This window comes from Aeoliella sp., from assembly GCF_965227375.1.
Taxonomy (GTDB): Bacteria; Planctomycetota; Planctomycetia; order Pirellulales; family Lacipirellulaceae; genus Aeoliella.
In genome coordinates this window covers 1142585-1168630 of the sequence record NZ_CBDDFX010000002.1, presented here as the reverse complement: position 1 = coordinate 1168630, position 26046 = coordinate 1142585, and the positions used below count along the sequence as shown (strand labels likewise).

Sequence of the window (26046 nt, the reverse complement as noted above, 5' to 3'; positions counted from 1 at the left end):
ACGACCTCGAATTGCCTCCCGAAAGGATTGGACAGATGCAACGCCTCCCGAAATGCATCGCGACCACCTCGCTAGCGGTCTTCACCGCCCTGGTGTTCAGCACATCTCACGCCCAGCAACTTCAGTGGGTGCATAGCTCGCAACAAAAGGCTAGAAGCCGAGCCGCAACGCCCGTGCGCGTGGCGAGCGCGCCGCAGCAGCAGGAAGTGGAAGTAATCCAATTGCCTGCCAAGCAGCCGACCTTCCGCCAGCCTCAAGCGTTCCAGCAGTCCGAACCGGCCAAGCCGCTCACGACGCTGAAAGTCGCTCCGCGACACGAAACGATCGACCGTCAGATGGGCGCTCGTCAGGTTGGACCCGATCCGGCTCGCCGCGGTGTCCGCATGGCCGCAGCACCGGTGCGCCGCGTGCAACACGAAGAAGGCGGGGCCGAGGCGATGCCCGAACCAGAGGCACAACCCAAACAACAATACGAAGAAGTCTATCGCGGTAATCCCGTCGAATCGGGATCGGTAATGATGCACGGCGGCGGCCCGATGATGATGCAGGGCGGCCCCATGTGCGACTGCGACCAATGCCAGTCGGGCTCGATGTACTACGGCGAAGCCGGCTGTGGCTGCCCCGAACCGACTTGCGGCTGCGTTGGCGGTTGCTTTCTGGGCGAACCCGGATGCGGCGTGGGTTACGGCTGCGAACCAGTTTGTGGCGTCCCGTGCGGCAACGCCGGGTGCTGCGAGCCCGGCTGCGCCGCTGGATGCTGCGGCGACTGCGTCGATGGTTGCTGCACGTGCGGCGACGCCTGCTGCGATCCATGCTGTAGCGACCCTTGCTGCGGCGATACCTGCTGCGACGACTGCCCGCCTTGGCCGGAAGCCTTGTTCGGTTGCGGACAGCGCGGCTGCGTGCCCATCCTGTGGGTTCCACCGATGAAGGAATTCACTGTGTTTGGCGGTGTGCAAGGTTTCAAGGGTCCGCTCGACGCCGGCCGCGATCGTGGCAACTTCGGCTTCCACGAAGGTTTCAACCTGGGTGGCAAGATGGCATGGCTGCCCTACCCAGGACTCGGTTACCAGGTTGGTTGGCAAGCGACGCACAGCCAGTTAAGCGGCGATTTCGACTCCGAAAGCAACGGCGCTCACTCGCAACAGTTCGTCACCGCGGGTTTGTTCCACCGCAATCGACTCGGTTTTCAGTACGGCGTGGTGTGGGACATGCTACGCGACGAGCGTCAGGGCTCTCACGATTTTGGTCAGGTGCGTGGCAAGATCGGCTTCAAGAACTGCACCAGCCGCGAGTTCGGCTTCCTGTTCTCGGCCAACACGAACGAAAACCGCATCGTCAACCGAACCTACCACGCTGCCAACCAGTACCTGTTCTACTATCGCATCCTGGGCCGGCAGGGCGGCGACTGCCGTGCCTTCGCTGGCTTCACGGGCGACTCGAACGCAGTGCTCGGCAGCGATTTCCAACTGCCGGTCACCGACACCTGGGCGTTGGAAGGCAACTGGCGTTACCTGGTGGCCGAAGGCGGCTCCGAGGGCTCCGGCTCGCACGATGAAGGCTGGAACATCGGCCTGAACCTGGTGTGGCACTACGGTTGCCGAGCCAAGTGCTGGAACAACCGCCCCTACCGCCCGATGTTCGACGTTGCGAACAACGGCAGCCTAATCGTGGTGGACTGATGCAGGCATAACGTCGATGCTCTTCGCGCGGCCCAGGCCGCGCGAAGAGTTCGACCTTCTACCACAAGGGCAGTACGTTGAAACCGGTCCAGCCCTGCACACGATTGCTGTTACAGCTGGGAATGGCCGCCTTGTCGGCAAGCCTGACCGGATGCGTCGCGATTCCGACGTCGGTGGTGAACGGTCTGGAACAAAAGGTCATCTACCAACCCAGGAAGGAGTTGGATTACACCAGGGTTCCGGAAGGCCTGGAGTATCAAGACGTCGAAATCCGCTCGCCTGGCGCTCCAACGCTCCACGGTTGGTACTGCCCGGTGGAAAACCCTCGCGCGGTGGTTCTGTTCGCCCACGGCAACGCTGGCAACGTGTCGCATCGAGCCCGCATGCTTCGAGTCTGGACCAAGCAGCTGCAGGTCTCGATGCTCGTGTTCGATTACCAAGGTTACGGGCAGAGTGAAGGTTCGCCCAGCGAAGTGGGACTAGTCGAAGACGCGCGGCGAGCGAGAGACTGGCTGGCCGAACATGCGGGCGTCGCCCCTACGGACGTCGTGCTCTACGGGCGCTCTCTCGGCGGCGCGGTGATGGTCCAGTTGGCGGCCGACGATGGCGCCCGCGGGCTCATCCTCGAAAGCACGTTCACCTCTTTGCCGCAGCTTGCCGACTGGAAACTGCCCCACTCGGGCATTGGCGGCAAGCTCGAAACACAGTTTCCATCGCTCGAGCGGCTTCCCGAGTACCAGGGGCCGGTGCTGATCGCCCATGGATCCGATGATAACGTCATTCCACAATCGCACGGCCAAGCGCTCTTCGAAGCCGCGAATCAGCCAAAGCAGTTCGTGCCGATCGACGGCGCTGGCCACAACTGGGTGCCACCATACGACTACATGCTGACCGTGCACCGGTTTATCGACCACCTGCCCGCGGTGTCGCAGAACACGAAACGCTAATTCTGAAAACGCGCTAGCTGCGCAAGATGGCGTTCATGTTCTTCTTATAAGCCTCGACGCCGGGTTGGCCGTAGGGGTTGATGCCCAGCAGGCGGCCTTCGACCACGGTGGCCAGCATCAGCATTTGCAAAAGTTGGCCAAGGTGTTGCTCGTCGAGCTTCGGCAGCACCAGGTCGGCCGTGGCGCGGTTGTCGTCGCGGTAGGCCTTATTGGTGCCGGCGATCGCGGCCGACAGCACTTCGGGCAGCGTCTTGCTGGCCAGTTCGTTGAGTTGATCCTGGTTGTGATCGCTCTCGCCGATGGCCAATGGCTCGCGGGTTCCTTCCTCCACGATCAGGTTCGTGATGTACTTGTCGCGTTTGCCTTCCTGATGCTGCTGTCCGCGGGAGTGCAGGTCGCGGGTGTTGACGATCGTCAGCGGCATCGCGCCCTGTTCTTGCTTGCCAATGCTCTCGGCCAGCAGTTGGTCGTACCATAGGCCCACCGCTTCGAGCCGCTTGCCCCAAGTGGAGAGGATGCGAATGTCGGCGCCGTGCTTGATTTCCATCGCGTGAGCAGCGGCCACGTACTGCAGCACGAGGTTCTTGTCGAACGGCGCGGTGGCGAAGTGCTCGTTCATCTCGGCCGCCCCGTGCAGCAAGGCTTCGATGTCGAGCCCCATGATGGCCGCCGGCAGTAGGCCGACCGCCGAGAGCACACTGAAGCGGCCGCCGACGCCGTCGGGCACGGGGAACAGCTCCTTGCAGCCGAGCGCCGTGGCCAGGTCGAACAGCTTGCCGCTCGATCCGGTGACCGGAACCACGTACTTGCCAAGATCGCCCTCGCCGACCGATTGCTCGAGTTCGCGCAAGAAAATGCGAAACGCAGCGGCGGTCTCCAGCGTTCCGCCGCTTTTGCTGATGACCACGATGCCCCAGTCGCCCGACTCGCCGGCCAGCAGGTCGAGCAGTCCTTGCACCGCGTCGTTGTCGACGTTGTTGCCCTCGAAGAAGATCTCCGGCCGGCCGTTGCGCAGGGTCGGTGCAACCTGGTTGTAGTACGGATGGCAGCAAGCCTCGAGCAACGCCCGCGCACCCATGTACGAACCGCCGATGCCGAGCACCACCACGCGATCGACCAGCTCGGTCATCTGGTCGGCGGTCGCCTGCAGTCGGGCGAGTTCGCTGTCGTCGCCCTCGCTGGCCAACTCGTCGAGCAGCCGATTGGGCAGCAAATGGAATCCGGCGTCCAAGGGTTGTTTTGCCTCGGGCACGTCGCCGCCGGCGGCCCACAGGTCGGCATCGGCCAGCACTTCCTCGCGAACCGATGTAAGTGGCGTGGCGAGTTTTTCCAAGTCGGCAGCTTCCAAACCACCAGAACCAATGAGCGTGCCGTCGAGATTGTATTTAAGCATAGGAGGGGTCAGGATTTGGGGGTCAGGGGTCAGGAAGCCTGCGGGTCGATGCTGTCTATCGTCGCGAAGTTTCGTCGCCTGACAAGTGGTATGCCGCGACCCCTGACGGTGCACTACCCGCGCGGTAAAATCCGGGTCTCAAAACCACCCATCCCCGCCCCTGAATCCTGACCCCCGACTCCCACTATGGATATTCACGAACTGACCCGCGACCTGTTCACCAAGAACGACTCGAAGATTGTGCTTTTGGTGGGGGACGGCCTGGGCGGCCTGCCGCAGCAGCCGGGCGGCAAGACGGAACTCGAAACCGCGGCCACGCCAAACCTGGACAAGCTGGCGAAAGAGGGCGTGCTGGGCAGCAGCATCCCGGTGTTCCCCGGCATCAGCCCCGGCAGCGGCCCCGGCCACTTGGGGCTGTTCGGCTACGACCCGATCAAGTACCTCATCGGCCGCGGCGCGCTCGAAGCGACCGGCATTGGCTTCGAACTGCAACCGGGCGACGTCGCAATTCGGGCGAACTTCTGCACGCTCGACGCCGAGGGCAAGATCAGCGACCGCCGGGCCGGACGGATTCCGACCGAGGAGTCGACTCCCTTGGCGATCATGCTCCGCGAGGTTTCGATCCCCGGTATCGAAGTGTTCGTCGAGCCCGTGAAAGAGCATCGCTTCGTGATCGTGCTGCGTGGCGAGGGGCTCGAAGACGACGTGGACGACACCGATCCGCAAGCGACCGGAGTGCCGCCGCTCACCCCAACCGCCAACACGCCCGGCAGTGAGAAGACCGCCGAAGTGTGCCGAGAGTTCTTGAAGCAAGCGTTCGAACTCTTGAAGGATCAACCGAAGGCCAACGGCTGCACGCTACGCGGCATCGCCGCGAAGCCGTCGCTGCCGAGCTACGAAGAAGTGTACGGACTGAAGGCCGCCGCGATTGCCGTGTACCCGATGTACAAGGGCCTCGCCCGTCTGGTGGGCATGGACATCGTGGGCGACGCGAAGACGCTCGACGAGCAGATGCAGGTGCTGAAGGAGAGCTGGGACAAGTACGACTTCTTCTTCATCCACTTCAAGTACACCGACTCGACCGGCGAAGATGGCAACTTCGAGGCGAAGACCAAGCGAACCGAAGAACTCGACGCGTGCGTGCCGAAGATCATGGAGCTAGGCCCCGACGTATTCATCTGCACGGGCGACCACTCCACTCCGGCGATGCTGGCCAACCACAGTTGGCACCCCGTGCCGACACTGCTATGGGCCAAGAACTGCCGCACCGACCCGTGCGAAGTGTTCGGCGAGGCAGAATGCCTGAAAGGCGGCCTCGGTCAGTTCGAAGCCAAATACCTGATGTCGCTCGCCCTGGCCAACGCCGGACGGATGGGTAAATTCGGAGCCTAAGAACTCACTAGAAAACTGGGTGGCTGGGGACGAGCTCCGCGAGCCCCCAGTTCTCAATACTTCGCTCAATGGCTACTTGTTGTCACGATACTTCACGTGGCATTGCTTACAACTGGCTTTGAGGCTGGCAACCTGCTTGGCCGCGGCCTCCAGGTCGCCCGCGTCGAGCTGCGCGCGAAGTTTATTGGCCTGGGCGACCGATGCTCGGAGCATCGACTGAAGTTCCTTATCGTCCTTGTTTGCAAAGCGGGCCGACTCGCGGAAGCCTTCCCATAGGATCACCGCTTCGGGCTTCGCGGCCAGGTCGGGATGTTCGTCGAGCGGCTTCCACTCGTTTGCCGAGAGCATCTGCAGGTGCTCCATGGCCGCGTCGATCGAAGCCATCGCTTGAACCATGTCGTTCACTTTGGCCGTCTCGACCAGCTCGGGAAGCTCCTCGTCGGGCTTTGCGGGCTGGTAGCGGGCCACATCGCGCCACAGCCCGCGGTAGTTCGCGCCGGTGCCGGCAGTCTCCAGAATATGCGCGGCCGCGGCGTGGTCGATCGCGCCGTCCGACATGCAGGCGACCGCCGCGGCGGCGGGACCGCGGTGTTTGCCGTGATGGCAGTGGATGTAGATGGGGCCCTCGGTATCGTCGACCACACGGCCGAGCGCAAGTTGTGCCTCGCGTTCGAGGCCATCGTAGCCAATAGGAATGTGAACGTACCGCAGACCATGCTTCTTGGCGAGTTCGAGCTTGGGCTTCGCCCCATCGACGCTCACCACGATCTTCACGCCCTGGCGGGCGAGTTCGGCGAAGTCGGCGTCGGACGCGGGCCCGCTGCCGCTGGTGATTCGCTCGGTGTGCTGGAACACATTGTGCAACTCGCCCCAGTGCAGAGGTTCGGGGCTGGTCGTTTCGGGGCTCGGCTTGTCGGCTGCAGGTTCGTTCGCGTTCAAACCGGTCGACAACACCACACAGCCAGCAAGCAACATGCAGAGAAAGAGGTTGGGAGTGAATGAAGCCCGCTGCATGCCGCTGAATCCTTGATAGGCGTAGTGATTTGCTCTCAACAGTTTACCGGAGCTGACTCGCAAATGCCAACTCGGGGAAGGGCTGGCAGAATGTCCAAGCGATGTGGTCCTTCAAGGCACGAACCGGGCGTCGAGCCAGTTGGCGTGGTCTTGCTGGTCGCCGTAGTCGGCGTAGTCGACCACCAACACCACCGCAGCGACCCCTTCGAGCGGCACCCTGACCGCTTGCGGCGCGTCGCCGCCGCGGACAACTTCGCTCTCGTAGGCTTGTTCGGCCCCTGCGGCAGTGACGCGATAAACGCGAAACACCACGCTGCCCGACTTGCCGACCGAGTCGTCGAGCGTCACGTCGGCTGCGAACGTCGAAACTCCTTCGGGCACGCGATAGACCGCGCGGGCGGCGGAATGCATCGCCAGGCCTTTGGCGTACCGCTGGCCGGCCGATTGAAGCGGCCCGCCCTCGAGGTTGCAATCACGCCCGAGCGGCCACTCGCCTGAGAAGTACGGAGTATGGCTGAAGTCGACCGCGTCCAAGTCGGACAGGTACTGCACCCCACCGGCGAGCGACTGCAGGAACACCAGCTTGTCGATCGACTTGGTCGTCCACTCGCCAGTCGACTGAAGCAACAAGTGATCGCTGGAAAGCGTGCAGTCGGTGGCTTCGACGAGCGATCCGTCTTCGAGTCCCACGAGGTACTTGGCCTCAATGCCTGTGGGCTGCGCCTGCTTGGCAAACGCGACGGCCGCAATCGTGTTGGCGAGCATCGGCAACGTCTGGCCGCTGAACTCCAGGTTCAGTGTCGTGCCATCGAAGTCAACAATCTTGCCGGTCAGCAGGTCGCCTTCGAGCAGCCACACGCGATCGTCGTCCGCAGTGGTTGCACATTGCTTGAGGATTCGCGCGGCCAACTTGGGCTCTTTGGCGGCTGCAAACAACAGACAGCGAACGTCGTCGCGTGAAAGAGTTGCCTTGCCGAGCGACGTCGTGGCGATCGTCACCGAGTCGCCGTTAATAATGATCGGCACTTTGCCGGTCCAATCGGTCTTCGAAACCAACACCGACTGGTGGCCGAAGTACGCTGCTGGTCGGGCCGCAGGCGTCGCGGGATGGCCCCAGCGGATCCATCGTCCGGCCGCATACTCTTGCTCGTCGCCGCCGTCGCTGGTGATTTGCAGCGCGCCGTCGTTCAGGCCGATGGCTTGGCCTTTGGTTTGCTCGCCAGTGGACAGCAGCAATGACTGCTCATTAGCATAGGCAGCCGAACAAACCACGGCAGCCAGCAGCAATCCCACAAATGGCGAACGAATCATCGTTGGAAAATCGGCAGGGCGTTGTTGGGGATTTGCAGAATGATGCACGACATGGCCGTGGCGTACTCGGGGCCCACCGAATCCTGCCACGCTCCGTCGGCTCGTTGCGAGTGAACCAGCGTGTCGCGAATCGCCGGGTACCATCGCTGCCAGCGGTCGCCGCCCGCGTGCCACATGGCCTGGATGGCGTAGTAGTGCCCGTAGAAGTAGTGCGACTCGCGCCCCGCCTTGGCCGCGTTGGGCAAGTGGCGATCGAGGTACAACAGCCCGCGCTCGATCTCGGGACCTTCGTACACGCCAGCGCTGTAGAGCGCCACGACACCGGCCGCGGAGCGCGGGAACATGCTGCCGCGGTTGTTGATCATGTAGCTGAAGCCGCCGTCGGGCTCCTGGCACTTCTTGACGTACTCTTCGCACTTGTCGATCGTGGCCTTCGGCACGTGTAGCCCCGCATTACGAGCCGCGCGCAAAGCCATGATCTGGCAAATGGTCACCGACAGGTCGGCGTCTTGCGGCACGGGATTGTATCGCCAGCCGCCTTCGGCATTCTGCGTTCGCACGATGAGTTCCACCGAGCGCGAAAGACTATCGCGCAGGTCGTCACGGGGAGTCATGCCGTACACTTCGCCCAGAAACAGCGTGGCGAAGCCATGCCCGTACATCGGCCCGTGCCCTTGGCCGCCAGCGGGGGAGATGAAACCATCAGGGCGGGTGTTGGCGATCAGGTAGTCGACCGCGCGGCTCACTTCCTTGCCGTAGGGACCACGATCGGGCGTGCTGCCGCTGGCCAGGAAGGCCATACCGCTGAGCCCGACCACCGCCGGGTTGCGGCCCATGTTGCTCGAGCGAAACGAACCGTCCTCGTTTTGCTGCGACGCGAGATACCTCAAGCCCTTGTCGATAGCGCTGCTGGCGGGCTGCATCATCTCGGCGGCCGACTGTTCGGTGTCCGCCACCGGTTGAGCGTGGACGCCGCTTGCAACGATGGCCAGCGCCAGCACTAAGATTCCTCGAGTGCTTCTCATCCCGCGCCTCCTGACTATGGCGAGCGTACGGCCGTTGTTCGCTGGGCCCGTTATTCGCTTGGCGCGTCGGAACCTTGTTCCTCGGCCAGACGGCGGAAGTACTGTTGCAACTCCGCGCGGTACTTGGGCAGGAACTCATCGGCCGTGGATTGCAGCAACTGTTGACGCAGCCGCTCGGGCAGTTGTCCCCACAGTTGCTTCACGGCTTCGCTGTCGGCCATCTCGCCCGGCTGTGCTTCGCCACCTCCACCAGCCGAGACGCGCGACTGCGCGGCGCCGGAACTCTTGGCCTGGCTGGCGCTAGGCTTGCCGCCACCGGGCTTGGGAGTGGAGCTTTGCGTTTGCTGCTGGCCAGGTTTGTTGCACTGCCCGCCGCCCGAGCAACTCTGGCATTGCTTGTTGAGTTTCTCGATCAGCTTGTCGAGTTCCGTGACGATCTCTTCCTGGGCTTCGCGCGTCTCGCCACTCAGGTTTTGATTGGCGATCATCTTGCTGGCCGCAGCCATGCGTCCCGAGATGCGCACCAGCGGCGACTCGCCGACGTCTTCGCCTTCGGTCGGCGCGGGTTGCTTGGGAGGATCGAGCATACGACGAAGCTCGTCGGCATCGGGCATCAAACGAGGAGTCGCGCTTGGTTTTGCTTTGTCGGCCGACTTGTCAGAGTCCTTCTTCTCACGCGCCGAGTCGATCAGATCGCCCAGCATCGCGTCGTCCAACAGCGAATCGCCCAAATCCTCCAGCGGCTTCGCCTTGGCAGGCGCCGGGGCGGCAATGGAACATTCGCTCACGCCAACCAGTCCAATGGCTAGCGCGAGGGCGGGGACGACAAGTTGTATGGCACCTAATCGCATGGGGTTTCCTTTTCGCGATGGGAATGGTGATCGCCCGAATTATAGGTCGACCGGCCGCTGCATGTTCCTATTATTACGACGCATCATTTCGCGGACCAGTTCCTCTAATTGCTGCTGCTGGTCGGCCAATCGCCGGGCGGCCTCGCGTTTTTCGGCCGCCGTGTTGGGGTTATCGGCCAAATCGGCCTCAAATTGCCGGGTGCGGCCGTTCAGCTCCACCTGCAACCAGCGTAGCATTTTTACTTCCGCCAGCTCGATCAGCGGCGGCTGTTGGGGCTGACTTCCGCCTCCTCCGCCACCACCGCCGGGCGACTGTTCACCCTCCGGAGGCGGGGGAGGGGGATCGCGGAGGATGTCCAGCACATGACGCATCCGCGCCAGGGCGTTGAGTTCCAGGTTCTGCGTCACCCGGCCCGAATCGGCCGATTCCAACGCGCTAGCCGCCTGCCGCATGTCGCCAGCCGCGCCGCCGAGCGCGAGTTGGAACACGGCCCGCTTCTCGACGTCGGCCATCGCTTCTTCCAACTCATTGGCGATCTTGGTCTCGGACTCTGCCAGCTTGCCAGCCATAGCAGTTTGACTTTCATCCAACTCGCCCGTCGTTTCGCGCGCGACATCCAGCTTCAATGTCTCTTCCAAGGCAAGTTGCTGCCGCGGAATGAGATCGTCCAGCACTTGAGCCAAACGCTCGAGCAATCGTTGCTGACGCTCGCCTTCGAGTTCGGCGATGCGCTGCGCGAGTTCCCGCTGCGCCTGCTCGATGTCCTTTTGCGCCTGATCCATATTCTGCTTCGACTGATCCTTCGACTCACCCGGCTTGGGCGACGCGTTGGCGCTGGCGCTCTGCGCGCTCTGGCCGGCCGCTTGTGCGGTCAGTCGATTCAGCTCGCGGGACAGCTGGTCGAGCTTCTTGGCCAGTTCGTCGCGTTGCTGATTCTGCTCCGCTTCGTTCGCTTGCTGCTGGGCATCCTCCGCCTGCTGGGCCAACTCGTTGAGCTGCTGCTGCAAATCGCGCAGCCGCGAGGCCAACTCGCCAGGATCGGTCGGGGCGCGGTCGCGGAGCCGATCGACCAGTTCGCGCAGTGCGTCGGCGGCCGACTCTTGCGTCTCGGCAGCGCGGCCGAACTGCTCCTGGTCGAGCTCCCGCGACGCATCAGACAGTTGCGCCGAGAGATTCGACGACTCGGCCGCTTCCACCGCATCGTTCAGTCGAGCGGCCAGGTCGCTCGTGACCGCGTCGCTGGCGGCCATCTGCTTCATCGCTTGGGTCATCTTGTCGAACCGCCGCGCCAAATCGGCTTGCGCGGCCGCCAGGCGATCAATCTCCTGTTGGTCGGGTGGGGCGACGTCGCGATTGGTGCGCGACTCGAAACTCCGCCGCAGCGCGTCGAGCGACCTGTCGCGAAGTTCGCGCTCTTCTTGCTCAAGCCGCGCGAGCTCGCGGATGAAGCGATCGGTGTCCGACCACGCACTGGCTTCGTCGATCAATTGCTCGAGAGCGGTGATGATCTCCTGCTGCGTCGTGTCGAGCGCGGCAAAGTCGGTCGCCAGTTGCTGTCCCTCGGCAGCCGATGCTTCGCGACCCGCGAGCGATTCCACGTTCTTGCGGAGCCCGGTGAGTTGCTGCTCGGCCCTGGGTAATGGCCCCTTACCCAGCGCGGAAACCACTTCGACAATCCGCTCGAGCTGCGTGACCAACTCGGGGTGCGAAACCTGGTTCATTGCTAACCGATCGATCAAAGCGCCGCAGCGATCTACCACGCCGGCGTTCTTTTCGGTTAAAGTTCGCCGCACTCCCTGCTGCGTGAGTCGAGTGTTCAACAGCCCATCGAGTGCGGCGCGATCGGCCGGATCGCTGGCAGCAACGTCCGTCGCTTGCTGGCGTGCGAGTCGCTCGTCGGCCAGGGCCTGTTCGAGCAAGCGAAGGATTTCGGCCTGGTCGTTGGCCAGCCGCGAATCGAGTTCGGCCGGCGTAATGATGTTCAGTCGCCACGGAGTGAGCGTCCTGCCGCTCTGGCCCGCAAAGTCGGTGGCCGCGACGGAAACCTCCAGCACACTGCCCGGCGCGAGCTCGAGCGGCGCGAGGTCGAGCGTGTACGCGGCGGTTCGCTCATCGAGCGGCTGCCCATCGGCCGACAGCGCTTCACGCACGGGAGGTGTTTCTTCGGGCCCGAACAGTTGTACCTCGAGCGGCGAATTCGGCGTCTCGTCGGCGGTCAGCACCGAGGTGGCCGTTAGCTGCACGCCCGCGATCGCCACGTCGTCGCTGGCGTTGGCCTCCACCGGCACTTGCGCGGTGGGTACGACGAACAAGTCGTCGCTTTTCTCTGCCCACGCCACCTCTGGCGGCCGGTCGGCGATCAGCTCCAGCGGCGGCAAAGCCACCTCGCCCGTCAAACCACTCTTGGCGGTGAGCTTGAGTTCGCCCCGCAGCAGTCGATTGCCGGAATCGATGGTCGGCGTCCATCGGCCGATGGGCAGTTGCACATCGGCGGACTCGGCGCCGCTCGTTTCAACAAGGATGGACTCTCCGTCCTCGAGTTGCAACTCGACTTTCGACAGTGCTTCGGTGCCGGTGGCAGACAGTTCGATCGACGAGCCCGACAGCACCCGCGAGTTGGCGCTCGCCGCACCCGGCGCGAGACCGCTGTACTCAGGAGGATGCACAGTGACCACCAGTTGCTCGATTGCGGGGCGGTCTACCACTTCGACCGCGGTCCACGGCATCGTGTGATGGTCGCCGCCGAACGCGCGGTATTCGAACGATCGCCGGACGTTCTCGCGCCGGGCGACCATCGTGTTACCGACGCGCTGCATCCACGTTTGCTCCGTCCGCCGGCGCCCGTCGACCTGATAGCGGTATTCGATGGCCACGTCGGTCGGCAGCCCTCCGCGCTGGTCCACCAGCGAGACTTCGAACGAGTCGCCACGCGCGAGCAGGCTGGGCGGATCGACAAACGCCAGATCGTTCTCACGTGGCCACTCGACGTTGTTCCAAGGGCCGAACAAGCGCTGCGCGGCAATGCGACTCGCGTCGGGCGCGGCCACCGCAATACCAACGGCGACCAGCAACACCGCCACGGCGGCGGCAACGGCTCGCTTGGTGCCATGTCGCTCAGCCACCTTGTCGGCGGGCAGCGTCTCGAGTTCCGACGTCGCCTCGCTCACCACCGCGCGTCGCAGCGGCGCGGAGCCAGCCACCGGGTCGTCTTCTTCCTGCTTGAGAAACTCCAGCGAACTGGCCAAGCGGTCGCCCAGTTGCGGAAACGCTCGCTGCAAGGCCTGCGCCGCGCCCATTTCGTTCCACGCCTGGCGCCGCCACCAACGCACAAGCCGCACCACGGCTGCACCGATCGCCAAGACCAGCGCCGTGGACATCAGCACCCTCAGCCCGCGATCGGTCACTCGCAGAAAGTAGTCCACCAGGCCCAACGCCAGCACGATCGCCACGCCCGCGGCCAGCACCCAGCAACAAACCTCGACCAGCGCTCGGCGGTTCCACCACCGGCGTACTTCGCTGACACGTTGTTGAAGGGGATGCATTCGAATGCGAAATGTTGGAGGGCGAAGTTTTCTATCACCCCATGCTACAGCATGGCGCGGCGTTTACGCAAAATCCATTCGGTCGACAGGCACGCGGTGATCGCCGCCAGCATCCACCAGCGGTTCCATAATTCTATCGGCGGCATTACTTCCAGCGGCACGCGGTCGCCCATCGGCAGGTCGCCGGCCAGCTGCGAGGCGGTTTCTGCCGTGTAAAACTGGCCGTAGGTCGCCTCGGCCAGTTGTTGGAGTCCCGCCTGGTTCATCGTCTCGTCGGCTAGCTCACCGGGCGGGGCGAGCACGGTGAACTCGCCCGCAGCGGGCAGTTTCTCAAGCCCGCCGCCCGCTACCGACACGCGATAGTGTCCCGGCGGAAGGTCGCTCACGGTGGCCTGCAATTGCCCGGCGGAGATGCGACTGGCGCTCAGCGGCACGCGGCGATTGGGCTGACCATCGGTCATCAGCAACAGCTCGATCTGCCGATCGAGCGTCGCCAGTTCCTTACCATCGAGCCGCAAACCAAGTCGCACCGGCTGGCCCAGGTCGTACTGCTCGCGGTCGCCCAGGATCTCGGCCTCTTCGTTGCCTTCGAGTAGCTTGGTCCGCGCGAGTTGACGGAGCGTCTGCCCCCAGTAACGAGCAAAGAACACATCGCCCACGCGGAACCGCCAACGCCAGGTGGAGTCGACACCGTGATACAACACGCGCCCCGCACCGACGTACTGCGTGGCCACCAGCGGCAGCGGCGAGCCATCCGAAGTGCGCGCCGTGGGATGCACCGCCAGCGCGCGGGCGGCAGGTTTGAGGTTCTCGGCGGCCGCGTACCAGTAGAACGGTGGCAACTGTTGCCAAATGGTGGCCGACTCCGCCGGCGACGCACCGAGCTGCATGGCGGGCGTGTCGAGACCCAGCGGGGTAAGTTCGAGGTCGAAGCCGCCGTCGTACATTCCGCCGGCGCGACCCGCCGAACGGAGTTCCACCGGCGAGAGCGTGGCGACAGGGCTGTTGCTGGTGTACTGCCAGGGGAAGTGCCGCGGCCCGGCAACCAGCACGAGCCCGCCGCCCTGTTCGGCCACGTGGCGTTCGGTGTTCTGCCACCATCGCGGCGGCAGCAATCGTGGATTGAGGTCGATGAGCACCAGCACATCGAACTCATCGAGCGCCTTTTCGTCCACCGGCAAAGTCGCCACGGCCGTGGCGTCCTGCGAAGCGTAGTCGAGGTCGGCTTCCTGCAAGTAGCTGGTCAGCTCGAACGACGAATCGCGGTCGAGCAAGTTCTTCAGATAGCGGAACTCGTAGTTCGGATAGCCGGCGGCCAACAGCACGCGAACCTGGTCGTCGCGAACGTCCACCACGTGCGTCAGTCGATTGTTGTCGGTGTCGCGCTCGCCTTCGACAACATCTGCTTCGATGGAATACGTCGTCTCGCCTTGTTGGTCGGGATTCACGACCAGTTGCAGCGGATGGGAGAACGTGTCGCTGGTGACTTCGACCGCTTGCTCGGCGACGACGTTCCCGGTAGCGGTGTCGCGTACCTTCACGTTGATGGTTCTATCGGCGAGCGAAGTCGTCTCGAGCGTGACGCCGATCGCCACCAGGTCGTCGACAAACGCCCGGCGATCGGCCAGCAAGTTGGTGACCCGCACGTCCGACGGGGCCGTGGTGGCGCCGTAGCCCAGTGCGTAGATCGGCACGCCGCGCCGCCGCGCGAGTTCGCGCACTTCGTCGAGCGACCGCCCAGCCGTGGTTCGCCCGTCGGTGGCGATCACCACCGCCGCCGGCAATGTGCCTTGACGTGCGTCGATCGCCGAGGCGACCGCGTCGCCCAGTCGCGACTGGGCTGCCTCGGGGCCATCGGTGTTGAGACTCTTGAGCGCGTCGGCAAGTTCCTGCGTGCCTTCGGCGTCGATGCGCTTGGTGCCATCGGCCACGGTGGCAAACTCCACCACGTATTGCTCCTGCCACTGTTCGATCAACTCGGCGTTGTTGGCCAAAAACAACGCCCGCGCGGCCTGCAAGCGGGTCTCGCGACTACTCGGATCTCCCGGCTGATCGAGCCCCATGCTGGCGGAGGTGTCGAGCAACACGACTAATCGTGGCAAGCCGCTACGTGTAGCGGAGAGCAGTAGTTCGCTCAGCATCACCAGCACCAGGGCGATGGTCGTCAGCCGCAACACGCCCAACAGGCCGCGATACACGGGGCCCGCGGGCGAGGTTTCGCGGGCGTACAGATACGCCACGCCTAGCACCACGGCCACGACGAACAGCACGGTGAACCACGGCGCCCAGGTCCAATGCGTTTCGAGTTGCCACTGCGTTTGGTGCACAGCATCGGTTTGCGCCAGGAGCATCATGCGGCCCTCCCGGCGAATGCCCACGCCATGATTGGCTCGATCAACAATAACGCGAGCACCGTGTACAACAACGCGCGGTGCAACGTGGTGTCGGCCACCAGGTCGCCGCTCGCGCTGTCGAGGTCGGCCGCTGCGGTGTGAATCGTCATCACACTCGGCAGCACCGCTGTATCGACGCGCGCCAGGTTGCTCTCGCTCGCCGGCACGTTCACCGCCACCTTGGCAAGTGGCTTGCTGCCTTGCTCACTTTCGACGGAGAACACACCAGGACGGTCGCTCGAAGCGTAATTCCACCGGGCGCCGCTAGGCGTGCGTTCGACGGGCACCGAATCGGTGCGATCGCCGGGCCGTGCAATGCGGATCATGTTCTCCGCCCAACTCGCCGGCAGCGATCCGTCGAGCAACTCTCCAACGGTCCGCTCGTTATGCCCGCGACTTTCGCCGATACCATAGGCGACGAGCTCACGGACAATCGGCAAGAAGCTCGGCCAGGCGGGTAGCATGGTCCAGGGTTGCGACGTGGCTGCGTCCACCGTGTCGAGCGTCGCCGACGTGGCTACCACGGCAACCATCCCGCGGCCGCGGGCGCTGGTCACCAGCAGCGGATCACCGTTTGGCAAGGCGAGCGCCACTTCGGCGTTTTCATCGGGTGTGAGTTCGAAGTAGCGAGACACGGGCGTCGAGAGCAGCCCGGCTCGCTCGCTGCCACGGAACGCCGCCGCGATGGGATGGCGATAGTCGAGCGGGTTGATGCCGCTGGTGTCGTTAGACCGTAGCGGGCCGATCGACACGGGAAGCAAGCTGCTGGTCGCATCCTCCGGCGTAACGCTGGCCGAGTTTTGCGCCAGTCGTACTTGCGGCGCCTCGCCGGCGTACAAGAGGTTCGAGATTCGCTCCGGCGGCGGGGCCGCGCCGGCCAGCACTTCGTTGTATGCTTCGGGCAGCACGCGATCGCCCAAGAAGAACACCAGCGTGCCGCCTTGTTCGGTGTAGCGTTGGAGCAACTCTGCCTCGCTGCCGGTCAGCCGCGCCACGTTGCAGAGGAAGATGCAGTCGAAGTCGTCCAAAGGAGTATCAACCAGCGCGCCTTCGGGCACCACTGATGCCTCGATGGGCGAAGTGCCGCCGCCGGGTTCCAAGGCATGACGCAGGTACCGCGCGGCGCCGGGTTGCCCTTCGACCAACAGCGCCCGCACGCGTTGGCGAACATCCACGGCGAGCCACGCTTCGTCGTCGGCCGCCAGGTTGTCGCCCGAGGTGCGAACGGCCACCGCTTGCCAACCAGGTTGGGTGAAACGCGCGTCGAACGACACGGTCGTATGACCACCGGCGGGAAGCGACACGGTCTGTTCGTCGACGCTGCTGCCGCCGACCACCAATTGCACCACCACATCCGAAACAGCCGCCGGGCCGTAGTTGGTGATCTCGCACTCGACCAGCAGCGGCTCGACGGTCGTCGCCAGCGTGCCGGCGATGCGCAGGTCGCTCACGGCCACGTTCGCAGGATCGACCGCGCCGACATCCACCACGGTGAACTTCGCCCGCTCGGCCAGTTTGTCGATCTGCTCAGCGGCCGCCGTGCCTTCGGCCGCCCCGCTCCAGGTGCCGGTCGTGAGGTCGGTAAACAGCAGCACTTCGTGCGCGGCGAGGTCGCGTTGCGCCGTGGATGCCTCGGAGACCAGCGTGTCGATCGTGGTGAGCGTATCGGCCAGCGTGCCCGGCCCGTAAGTTGGTTCGAGCGAAGCAAGTTGAGCCTCCACGCGCCGCGCGTCCGCCACTGGGCCAGCGACGATGGTTTGCGGTGGATCGGAGAGCAACACCAGCGAATAAACATCGCCCGGGCGGCCCTGTTCGAGCGTCTTGGCCGCCAGATGCTTGGCCCGCTCGAACGTGCTTTGATCGCCGGCCGTGTATTGCATCGACATCGAGCCATCGAGCACTAGTATGCGATGCACCTTCGGCCCGCCAGTCAGGATGTTCCAACCGCTGAGGTAGGGCTTTGCGGCAGCCAAAGCCAACAGGAGCAGCAACAAGGTTCGCACCGCTAAGAGCAACCACTGCTGCAGTTTCAGCCGCCGCGCGTTGCGTTTGATCGCCTCGCGGAGGAACTCCATCGCCGCCCACCGCGTATCGCGATGCGTGTGCCGCATCCACAAGTGAATCAAAATCGGCGCAGCCGCCGCCCCCAACCAGCCAAGCATGGCAAGGTTGCCGAATCCAAATGCCAGCGGTGGGAGGATCTGATTAACCACGGAGTACACGGAGGACACGGGAGGAGGTGCAAAGCCGGGATGAGTGGCCGAGCTTAGGTATTAGCCACGGATGCACACGGATCAACACGGATTGACCTGGGAACGCAGAGATTTCCAGCTCTGAGTATCCGTGTTTCATCCGTGTGCATCCGTGGGTAAATACATTCATGAACATTCGATTTGCATTTTTGGTTTTGTCGCGTTCCACTCTTTACTTCTGTGTTCTCTGTGCTCTCTGTGGTTAATCACCGAACCCGGCGGCGGCGGTGCGACAGGTACGTTGTCAGCACCGCGTCGAGTGGCATGTCGGTGCGGACCTGCACGTAGTCGGCGCCTTGGGCCAGGCAGCCGGCGCGCACTTTGGCCGTAAAGCGGTTGATCTCTTCCTGGTACGCACGCCGCAATTGGGCCGGTTCGACCAACAGATCGCCCAGCTCTTCCATGCCGTGAAACAGCGTGGCGTGCTGGAACGGGAAGTCGAGCTCCGCCGGGTCGAGCGTGTGCAGCACCACCACGTCGTGCCGGCGATGGCGAAAATGTTTCAGCCCAGCGAGCATCTCGTCGGCGTCGTCGAACAGGTCGGACAGGATGAACACAATGCCGCGACGGGTGAGTCGCTCGGCCAGTTCGTGGAAGATCGGCCCGGTACGCGTCTTACGCACCGGTTCGACCTGTTCCATCACCCCAATGAGCTGCGAGAGGTGCGTTGCGCTCGAGCTGGGCCGCACCAACTGCCGCACCGCGTCGTCGAACGTCACCAAGCCGACGCTGTCCTGCTGATGGATCACCAAATAAGCGAGCGAAGCGGCCGCGCACTGGGCGTACTCCAGCTTGCTCATCGCGGCCATCTCGCTCTGGTACTGCATGCTTTCGCTGGTATCGAGCACCAGGTAGCAGATGAGGTTCGTCTCCTCCTCGTACTGCTTCAGATAAACCTTGTCGGTCTTGCCAAAAACCTTCCAGTCGACGTACCGCAAATCGTCGCCCGGCACGTACTCGCGATGCTCGGCAAACTCGACCGAGAAGCCTTGATAGGGACTGCGATGCAAACCGCTTACGTACCCCTCGACGATCCGCGCAGCGCGGAGCTGCAAGCCTTCGAGCTTGGCGAGGACCGCGGGGTCGAGGAAGTTGACGGTTTCGGTGGGCATTAGTTGGGATCTAACCACGGAGGACACAGAGGTCACGGAGAGTTACTCGGCATCTCTCCACTGGTTCCAAGCTTCTAGGGTCGACATCGTACGTTGGCTGGGGTATCGGTCGAACATGACTTCGAGGAAGGCGGCGATTGCCAGGCGTTCGTCTTGGTTGAACAGTTCCCCTCGTTCAGACACGGCAAGCCGCTTCTTCTTATGGCTTGGCTTCTCGGTAAGGAAATACTCAATGGACTCTCCAATGACGTCGGCGCTCTTCGGGTCATCGAGCTCGGCAATCATGTAGGCAGGTAGGAAGTAGCGAAATGCTGGACCAGTGAAGAATCCCAGTGATGAACAGTGCTGACGCAATTGCTCAACGCTGTGATCTTCCCATTTCGTGAACCTGAAGTGCTCCGTGGTTCCCTCGTCATCGTAGATTTCAACAGCAAGATCCTCGCGCCCGTTACCAGGATGCGGCGTGTCGGCAAATGCCCGCTGGATCAATTCTTTGGCTTCTTCAGAACTCACTTACCGATACCTTTGCTCCTTCGTACGTTCGTAGGAAATCGCGGCCCATTGCGGTCTCGGTCACACACCGACGGATGGAAGATTTACTCCTCGACCGCCGTGTCGCTCTGCTATTTCCCAGGGTGGCGCTTCGGCTCGTACCTCGCCTCCGCTGACCCTGGGCTACGATGTGTTTCCCCTTCGGGGAAGATTTCGATGCCATGCTCTTCCTATTCGCGTACTTCGCGTGGATTCGCGGGCCATCTTTAGCATTACCACGGGGCGCGGCTTTGTACTCTCTGTTTCCTCCGTTTACTCCTGTTTAAACGAATTGGGTGTCCGTTCGGCTGCGCCTGAGGCCCCGTGATCTCTGTGCCCTCCGTGGTTAAACCCCGAACCTAAGCCGCCGATTCGGCTTCGACGCTGGTGGTTTTCACCAGATGGTCGACCACGTCGTCAGCGGTGATGCCATCGGCTTCGGCGTTGAAGTTCGTGATCAAGCGGTGGCGGAGTACCGGGCGGGCGACCGCTTCCAGGTCGTCGCGCTCCACGCAGTGGCGGCCGGCGAGGGCGGCGCGGGCTTTGGCGGCCAGCACCAGGTACTGGCTGGCGCGTGGGCCGGCGCCCCAGCTGACGTACTTGGTTACCAGATCGTCGCCGGTGCCGCGGGCGACTCGGGTCTTGCGGACCATGGCGATCGCGTACTTGGCCAGGTGGTCGGCGATCGGCACTCGGCGAACCACGTGGCTGAGCTTCAGGATCTCCTCGGCGGTGAGCGCTTCGGTGACGGTGGCTTCGAAGTCGGCCGTGGTTTGCTTGACGATCGCCAGTTCCTCATCGGCATCCGGGTAGTCGACCTGCACCATGAACATGAATCGGTCGAGCTGCGCCTCGGGCAGCGGGTAGGTGCCTTCCTGCTCGATCGGGTTCTGCGTGGCCAGCACAAAGAACGGCTCGGGCAGGGCGTAGCGCTTGCCGCCGACGGTGACCTGCTTTTCCTGCATCGCCTCCAAGAGTGCGGCTTGCGTCTTGGGCGGTGTGCGGTTGATTTCGTCCGCTAGCACGATGTTGGCAAACAGCGGGCCTTCGAGGAAGCGGAACTCGCGGGCGCCAGTCGCTTTGTCTTCTTGGATCACCTCGGTGCCGGTAATGTCGGCCGGCATCAGGTCGGGCGTGAACTGCACGCGGCTGAATCGCAGCGACAAGGCGTCGGCCAGCGTGCGAATTAGTAGCGTCTTTGCCAACCCCGGCACGCCCACCAGCAGGCAGTGCCCGCGGGCGAACATGGCGATCAGCAGTTGCTCGACCACGTCGTGCTGTCCGACGATCACTTTGCCGAGTTCCGAGGTAAGCCGCTCGTAACATTGTCCGAGGTGCCGAATATCGTCGAGGTCGTTTTCGCCAAGCATAGTGAGGTTAGTAAGGGAGTAGGTGAGTAAGTTAGTGGGTGAGTAGGGTAGTAGGTGAGTTTGTAGGCGGGTAGTTTAGCGCTGGGAGAGTGTGGTGGGTTTAGGTTCTGGCTTTTCTTCGGCGGGGGGTTTGTCGCCCAGCAGAATCAGCTCGCTCTTGGTGGCGACTAGCAGTCCGTCGCCGCAGGGGACGAGGTTCGCACCGCCGACGCCACCCAGTTTATCCAATGCGATCGGATTGCGGGACTGCTGGCCGGTGCGGCTGTCGAACACGTAGATCGCCCGCTCGGTGGGCCAGAAGATTTCGTCGCCCGCGATGCAGCCGCGGCCGCTGCTGGTGATGTCGACCGCTTTATTATCGGGCCACACGAATTGGGTTTCGCCAGTCACCGGGTCGATCATCCACAACTGCCGCCCCGTGGCGATCAGTCGCCCGCTGGCAGCGCCCAGCAGGTGGTCGACGTCCCACGCCTGATCGTTGGTCCACAACGTGCGACCGCTCACCGGATCGAGCGCGAACATCGTGGGCGAGTCGGCCGGAGCGCAGACGAGTGCGCCCTCGGCGAGCATCGCCGCGCCGTGCGAACGGCTGGCGACTTGAGTCAGGTCGTTCGGCTTGGTGGAGTTTTTGCGCTCGTAGGTTCGCGCCCACATCACGCGACCATCGCTAGCGCGCACCGCGACGATCACTCCGCCTTCGGTGGAGAGATACAGCATACCCTCGCCCATCACCAGCAGATCGGCGGCAGTCGATGCGTCCGCGGCCACCGAAGCCACGGCCGCTTGCCACAACTGCCGACCCGTGTTGCGAGCGTAGCAGGCGATTTCGATCCGCCCGCCGGCCGCCGCTTCGCGCAGCGGAAGGTAGAGGTGCTGATCGGTTACTACCGGAGGGCCGCTCAACTGATTCGACTCGCCCAACCCGATTTCCAGTCGCAGCTTTCCTTCGGCATCCAAGTCGATCGCTTCCAGGCGTTGACGCTGCGGGCCGTCGGACTTGGCGTGATACAACATCGAACCAGACATCGCCGCCAGGGGAGTGGGCGAACTCTCTGACCAAGTCCTTACACCCCTTCGTATGCCAATTTCTTGCAGTGCCGCAAGTTCATTCGCGCCGAGTACGGCACGGCCTTCAATACCGCGGCGCTTAATCACCACGGGCGCGTTGCCACCCACCTGAATGCGAATCTGTGCTCGCGCCTCCCCCATCGGGCGGCGGATCGGGTTGTCGCGATTCTCGACTCGTACCACGCGGTCGCCGTTCCGCCGCATGGCCAGCGGGTCGTTGGCCTTGCCGTACAGCAGCTTGCCGGTCGCCGGATCGAGGGCCAGCCATTTGCCCTCTTGCTCAATCGCTACCGCTGGGCCAGAGACCAATGGGTACACGAATTGAGGCTGCGGCCGACTGGCAGTGGGCTGAACCAGTCGCCCGTTGAGGTCCAGAAAGATCTGCGGCTGCGGTCCGACCTGAATCGGCGTTTGCACCAACCGGCGGCGCCATGTGGTTTGCGACAGGTCGCCCAGCGGCCCGGCGGTTCCGCCGCGCGTGGCGTCGCCGCCGTAGGTGGTCCAGGCGCTGAGCGGCGTGGGCGCGGGCCACTCGCGTGCCGAAGCGAGCGTCCCCGCAACCGCGTCGACCAGCTTCGCTTGCCGGCCGCCGATGGTTGCTTCGGCGTTGGGAAACGCGATTTCGAGCACCGCCAGTTCGCGTTGAGCGCGATCGAACGACTGCTCGCGAATCGACACCATCGCCAATCGGGCGAGGATATCGGCGGCGGGAATGTCGGTATCGGGATAGACGAGTATCGAAGCTTGTGAAGTGGTCGGCGCGGCGACCTGCTTTTGCACCGCCTGCCGCACCTTGGCGTCGTTCAGGTCCGCACCCCCGAGCGCCAATCCCCAAGGGCGGCCATCGGGTGTGAGCGTTCTGGCCGAGAGTTGTAGCAGGTACCCACGCGCCAGGTTGGTCTGGCCCGCCTCGAGGGCCATGTCGGCCAGGGCGAGCAGCGCGTCATCGCCCACACTGCTGGCGAAGTAGTCGTCGACCACCGCGAGTAGCGGCTTGCGGTTTCGCTCTCGAATGCCGCGTTCGTAGAGACTGCGAGCCGCCGCGTCAACGCGCTGGCGATAGACGGCCATGCCTGCGGCCGGCCACCGCGCAATCCGCATTCCAGCGGCAGTCGAAACTGGCACGTACTGGTCGTCGGTTACCGCCAAGAGTTCGGTAGAGGACTCGTCCGCCAGCCGCAGCAGTGCATCGACCGCTTCGTCCCAGGCGGACGCTTCGACCAGCACGTCGATCTGTGCGAGCTCCCGCTCCACGTTACTCGTGGCCGCCAACACCCTGGCCTCGGTGGTCGAGACCTGTGGCACAGGCATCAACTCCACGAAAGCAAGGGCTTGCGAGGCGAGTACCAGCGACAGCGGTAGTAGCAGTCGGTGCATGGGGGGATTATATCAAATGCCAGTCGTGAGGTTAGATGCATGAGGGAAGATAATGGTTCCCTGCGAAATTACGTGGGGGAATAGGGCATTTAGGGCCAACGGCGGCCAGCCAATACAGAGTTTGCTGGAAACTGCCCCATTGGCTTGCCCTTCGCGGCCTGGGGAAGGTTCTCGAAATACTTGAAACCTCGCCACCGCTTGTTCAGACTTTCACCATGTCCCGCCGCACGATTGTCGCACATCATTTGATTTGGACTCTCTATGGTCATTGGCTTCCCAACGATCCGCGTGGCAGTGGTAGCGAGCAAATGCGCGATGCCAAACTCGACTCACTGGGGCCGATTCACCAAGGCCGCAAGCCAAAGCAATTGCAGCCGTCGCGGAGTGAGTTGAAGCAGTTCCAACGATCTGCGGGATCTTTGCTCACGCACCATAAGTTCTGGATCAGTCATAAGCATCGCGGCAAGCTTGCCGAATCAGTAGCAGCAACCGTCGACAGACGAAATTACACGGCGTGGGCACTCGCAATACTATCGAATCACATGCACATGGTTCTTCGTGCACATCGAGACAACGCCACGGAGATGTGGCGCCAAGTGGCCGATCGTGCTCGCATGGACCTCCGCGAAATGGCCGATATCGCTGACGGTCATCCTGTGTGGTCCGAACGACCATACGCAGTCTTTCTTTACTCCGAAGCCGATGTTCGCTCTCGGATTCGATATGTCGAGCGCAATCCCGAGAAGGAAGGGCTGGAGCCTCAAGTCTACGAATTCGTAAAGGCCTACGATGGGTGGCCTTTTCGGAGAAAATAGGTGCGTGGTTCCGCCGCGAAGGGCAAGCCGGTGGATGCGCTTTTCTAGGGATATTGTCGGTTGGGTTGCCCTTTACGAGCATTTTCCCAGCGAACCTTGACCGCCCTCGGTTGGTCAGCTACCCTACTGACATGATTGCAGCAACCCTTCTAAGCCTGGCTCTACTATTGCTTGCCCCGCGCACGCCTTAGGGTTCCTGCATCTCTCACGTTTGCAACTTCCCAAAACCCTGAGGCTTCCCAGCCTTGGGGTTTTTTTGTTTCGTTTCTGCTTCCTTCCAACCTCAGAAAACACGAACCCTTCCATGTCACGCAACATCGTTATCTTCGACACTACGCTCCGCGACGGCGAACAATCTCCTGGCGCCAGCATGAATCTGGCCGAGAAGTTGGAGGTCGCTCAGGCGCTAGTGGATCTGAAGGTCGACGTGATCGAAGCCGGTTTTCCGATCGCCTCGCCCGGCGACTTCGAGGCGGTGCAGGCCATCGCCCGCGTGGTGAAGGGAGCCACCGTGTGCGGTCTGGCGCGGTGCAACGAGAAGGACATCGACCGCGCGGCTGAGGCGGTGAAAGAGGCCGACGATCCGCGGATCCACGTGTTCCTGGCCACTAGCGCGATCCATCGCGAGTTCAAGCTCAAGATGGACAAGGACGAAATCATCCGCCGCGCCGTAGCGGGCGTCGAGCGGGCGAAGGGCTACACGTCGAACATCGAGTTCAGTCCCGAAGACGCCGCGCGGACCGAGTCGGACTTTCTGTGCAAGGTGGTCGAAGCGGCCATCGCTGCCGGCGCTACGACGGTGAACATCCCCGACACGGTCGGCTACGCCACACCGACGCACATGGGCGGAGTGATTCGCGACCTCGTGAATCGCGTGCCGAACATCGACCAAGCGGTGATCAGCGTCCACTGCCACAACGACCTCGGGCTCGCGGTGGCCAACAGCCTGGCCGCCGTGGAGAACGGCGCGGGTCAGGTAGAGTGCACCATCAACGGCATCGGCGAGCGAGCGGGTAACTGCTCGCTGGAAGAGATCGTCATGGCCCTCCGCACCCGCAGCGACTACTTCGACCACGATACACGAATCGACACCACCCGCCTGGTGCCCACCAGTCGCTTGGTCTCCAGCGTCACTGGTCTGGAAGTACAGCGCAACAAGGCGATCGTCGGTCGCAATGCCTTTGCCCACGAGTCGGGCATCCACCAGGATGGCATGCTCAAGAACCCGACCACCTACGAGATCATGCGGCCCGAGGATGTCGGCTTCCAGAAGACCGACCTGGTGATGGGCAAACACAGCGGCCGCGCCGCGCTGGCCGACCGCGCCAGGGCGCTCGGCTATCACCTCGAAGGCGAGAAACTGCAGGAGGTGTTCGAAGCCTTCAAGAAACTGGCCGACAAGAAGAAAGAAGTGTACGACTCGGACATCGCCGCGCTGATCGACAAGCGAGTGAGCATGGCCGACGACCAGTGGCAGTTGGTGCGGTACGAGTTAAAGCTCGAAGGCGAGGGCATTCCCTCGGCCACGGTCACGCTGAGCAAAGGTGGCGAGGAGCAAACCGACACGTTCTTCGGTGGCGACGGCCCGCTCGATGCTTTGTTCCGCGTGATCGAGAAGATCATCGGCACCCAGGTAACCGTCCGCGACTACCGCGTGCACAGCGTGAGCCAGGGCAAAGACGCCCAAGGCGAGTCGACCGTCGAACTGGAGTACCAAGGCCGAGTCTACCGCGGCCGCGGCGTCTCGACCGACACCGTAGAGGCCAGCACCCTGGCGTTCCTGAACGCGGTGAACCGGATCGCGCTGACGTCGGGCGAGCCGACGGAGATGGTTTATCGGGATACGGTTTGATGGATTCGCCACGGAGGGCACGGAGAACGCGGAGTCGTGACCGTTGGTATTGCACAAGCTGGCAATCTACGGAGGTCGTTTTCACCGCCGCGCCTTGACGGCTGGGGCAATCTGCAGA

17 protein-coding genes are annotated in these 26046 nt (G+C 63.2%); 5 read left to right on the top strand and 12 right to left on the bottom strand.

Going from position 1 to position 26046, the window contains the following annotated elements; all coding sequences use genetic code 11:
- Positions 1 to 35: 35 nt before the first annotated feature.
- Together ACQK2L_RS17825 and ACQK2L_RS17820 are read left to right on the top strand one after the other, a co-directional pair.
- Entirely contained in the window at positions 36 to 1682 is a 1647-nt protein-coding gene (locus tag ACQK2L_RS17825) for a DUF6666 family protein (RefSeq protein WP_425398387.1), read from the top strand.
- Positions 1683 to 1804: 122 nt separating this feature from the next.
- Positions 1805 to 2629, top strand: a complete 825-nt coding sequence (locus ACQK2L_RS17820; RefSeq protein ID WP_425398386.1) for an alpha/beta hydrolase — start codon at positions 1805 to 1807, stop codon at positions 2627 to 2629.
- A gap of 13 nt (positions 2630 to 2642) precedes the next feature.
- Here the strand turns inward: ACQK2L_RS17820 and ACQK2L_RS17815 are convergent, their stop codons facing one another.
- Complete coding sequence (locus ACQK2L_RS17815) at positions 2643 to 4022, bottom strand: glucose-6-phosphate isomerase (protein WP_425398385.1); 1380 nt, start codon at positions 4020 to 4022, stop codon at positions 2643 to 2645.
- Positions 4023 to 4208: 186 nt separating this feature from the next.
- On the opposite strand from ACQK2L_RS17815, the gene ACQK2L_RS17810 reads away from it, so the two are divergent.
- The gene (locus ACQK2L_RS17810; RefSeq protein WP_425398384.1) at positions 4209 to 5414 is read left to right on the top strand and encodes a 2,3-bisphosphoglycerate-independent phosphoglycerate mutase; all 1206 of its coding nucleotides are present in this window, start codon (positions 4209 to 4211) and stop codon (positions 5412 to 5414) included.
- A gap of 72 nt (positions 5415 to 5486) precedes the next feature.
- On the opposite strand, the gene ACQK2L_RS17805 is transcribed toward ACQK2L_RS17810, so the two are convergent.
- From ACQK2L_RS17805 to ACQK2L_RS17755, 11 genes are all read right to left on the bottom strand, one after another.
- Entirely contained in the window at positions 5487 to 6428 is a 942-nt protein-coding gene (locus tag ACQK2L_RS17805) for a hypothetical protein (protein WP_425398383.1), read from the bottom strand.
- A gap of 111 nt (positions 6429 to 6539) precedes the next feature.
- Positions 6540 to 7739 carry an NPCBM/NEW2 domain-containing protein gene (locus tag ACQK2L_RS17800; protein WP_425398382.1) on the bottom strand — a complete coding sequence of 400 codons (1200 nt, stop codon included), beginning with the start codon at positions 7737 to 7739 and terminating at the stop codon, positions 6540 to 6542.
- The gene (locus tag ACQK2L_RS17795; RefSeq protein WP_425398381.1) at positions 7736 to 8764 is read right to left on the bottom strand and encodes a prenyltransferase/squalene oxidase repeat-containing protein; all 1029 of its coding nucleotides are present in this window, start codon (positions 8762 to 8764) and stop codon (positions 7736 to 7738) included. Before ACQK2L_RS17795 ends, ACQK2L_RS17800 begins: the two co-directional genes overlap by 4 nt.
- A gap of 50 nt (positions 8765 to 8814) precedes the next feature.
- On the bottom strand, positions 8815 to 9615 hold the full coding sequence (locus tag ACQK2L_RS17790) for a hypothetical protein (protein WP_425398380.1): 801 nt from the start codon (positions 9613 to 9615) through the stop codon (positions 8815 to 8817).
- Between the two features lie 39 nt (positions 9616 to 9654).
- On the bottom strand, positions 9655 to 13158 hold the full coding sequence (locus tag ACQK2L_RS17785; protein ID WP_425398379.1) for a hypothetical protein: 3504 nt from the start codon (positions 13156 to 13158) through the stop codon (positions 9655 to 9657).
- Positions 13159 to 13202: 44 nt separating this feature from the next.
- Positions 13203 to 15512 (bottom strand): VWA domain-containing protein, encoded by a 2310-nt coding sequence (locus ACQK2L_RS17780; protein WP_425398378.1) that lies wholly within the window; start codon positions 15510 to 15512, stop codon positions 13203 to 13205.
- Complete coding sequence (locus tag ACQK2L_RS17775) at positions 15509 to 17782, bottom strand: BatA domain-containing protein (RefSeq protein WP_425398377.1); 2274 nt, start codon at positions 17780 to 17782, stop codon at positions 15509 to 15511. The genes ACQK2L_RS17780 and ACQK2L_RS17775 overlap by 4 nt, the downstream gene beginning before the upstream one ends.
- Before the next feature lie 227 nt (positions 17783 to 18009).
- Positions 18010 to 18915, bottom strand: a complete 906-nt coding sequence (locus ACQK2L_RS17770; protein ID WP_425398376.1) for a DUF58 domain-containing protein — start codon at positions 18913 to 18915, stop codon at positions 18010 to 18012.
- A gap of 42 nt (positions 18916 to 18957) precedes the next feature.
- Positions 18958 to 19428 carry a DUF6714 family protein gene (locus ACQK2L_RS17765; RefSeq protein WP_425398375.1) on the bottom strand — a complete coding sequence of 157 codons (471 nt, stop codon included), beginning with the start codon at positions 19426 to 19428 and terminating at the stop codon, positions 18958 to 18960.
- A gap of 377 nt (positions 19429 to 19805) precedes the next feature.
- Positions 19806 to 20816: an AAA family ATPase gene (locus ACQK2L_RS17760; protein ID WP_425398374.1), complete on the bottom strand. Its 1011-nt coding sequence runs from the start codon at positions 20814 to 20816 to the stop codon at positions 19806 to 19808.
- A 75-nt stretch (positions 20817 to 20891) separates the two neighbouring features.
- Positions 20892 to 23261, bottom strand: a complete 2370-nt coding sequence (locus ACQK2L_RS17755) for a PQQ-binding-like beta-propeller repeat protein (protein WP_425398373.1) — start codon at positions 23259 to 23261, stop codon at positions 20892 to 20894.
- A gap of 215 nt (positions 23262 to 23476) precedes the next feature.
- On the opposite strand from ACQK2L_RS17755, the gene ACQK2L_RS17750 reads away from it, so the two are divergent.
- On the top strand, positions 23477 to 24076 hold the full coding sequence (locus ACQK2L_RS17750) for a hypothetical protein (protein ID WP_425398372.1): 600 nt from the start codon (positions 23477 to 23479) through the stop codon (positions 24074 to 24076).
- Between the two features lie 304 nt (positions 24077 to 24380).
- On the top strand, positions 24381 to 25928 hold the full coding sequence (locus ACQK2L_RS17745) for a 2-isopropylmalate synthase (RefSeq protein WP_425398371.1): 1548 nt from the start codon (positions 24381 to 24383) through the stop codon (positions 25926 to 25928).
- The last annotated feature ends 118 nt before the right edge of the window (positions 25929 to 26046 follow it).

Coding starts and splice junctions, on each gene's coding strand:
- ACQK2L_RS17825 (WP_425398387.1), top strand. CDS start 36: ATGCAACGCCTCCCGAAATGCATCGCGACCACCTCGCTAGCGGTCTTC.
- ACQK2L_RS17820 (WP_425398386.1), top strand. CDS start 1,805: ATGGCCGCCTTGTCGGCAAGCCTGACCGGATGCGTCGCGATTCCGACG.
- ACQK2L_RS17815 (WP_425398385.1), bottom strand. CDS start 4,022: ATGCTTAAATACAATCTCGACGGCACGCTCATTGGTTCTGGTGGTTTG.
- ACQK2L_RS17810 (WP_425398384.1), top strand. CDS start 4,209: ATGGATATTCACGAACTGACCCGCGACCTGTTCACCAAGAACGACTCG.
- ACQK2L_RS17805 (WP_425398383.1), bottom strand. CDS start 6,428: ATGCAGCGGGCTTCATTCACTCCCAACCTCTTTCTCTGCATGTTGCTT.
- ACQK2L_RS17800 (WP_425398382.1), bottom strand. CDS start 7,739: ATGATTCGTTCGCCATTTGTGGGATTGCTGCTGGCTGCCGTGGTTTGT.
- ACQK2L_RS17795 (WP_425398381.1), bottom strand. CDS start 8,764: ATGAGAAGCACTCGAGGAATCTTAGTGCTGGCGCTGGCCATCGTTGCA.
- ACQK2L_RS17790 (WP_425398380.1), bottom strand. CDS start 9,615: ATGCGATTAGGTGCCATACAACTTGTCGTCCCCGCCCTCGCGCTAGCC.
- ACQK2L_RS17785 (WP_425398379.1), bottom strand. CDS start 13,158: ATGCATCCCCTTCAACAACGTGTCAGCGAAGTACGCCGGTGGTGGAAC.
- ACQK2L_RS17780 (WP_425398378.1), bottom strand. CDS start 15,512: ATGATGCTCCTGGCGCAAACCGATGCTGTGCACCAAACGCAGTGGCAA.
- ACQK2L_RS17770 (WP_425398376.1), bottom strand. CDS start 18,915: ATGCCCACCGAAACCGTCAACTTCCTCGACCCCGCGGTCCTCGCCAAG.
- ACQK2L_RS17760 (WP_425398374.1), bottom strand. CDS start 20,816: ATGCTTGGCGAAAACGACCTCGACGATATTCGGCACCTCGGACAATGT.
- ACQK2L_RS17755 (WP_425398373.1), bottom strand. CDS start 23,261: ATGCACCGACTGCTACTACCGCTGTCGCTGGTACTCGCCTCGCAAGCC.
- ACQK2L_RS17750 (WP_425398372.1), top strand. CDS start 23,477: ATGTCCCGCCGCACGATTGTCGCACATCATTTGATTTGGACTCTCTAT.
- ACQK2L_RS17745 (WP_425398371.1), top strand. CDS start 24,381: ATGTCACGCAACATCGTTATCTTCGACACTACGCTCCGCGACGGCGAA.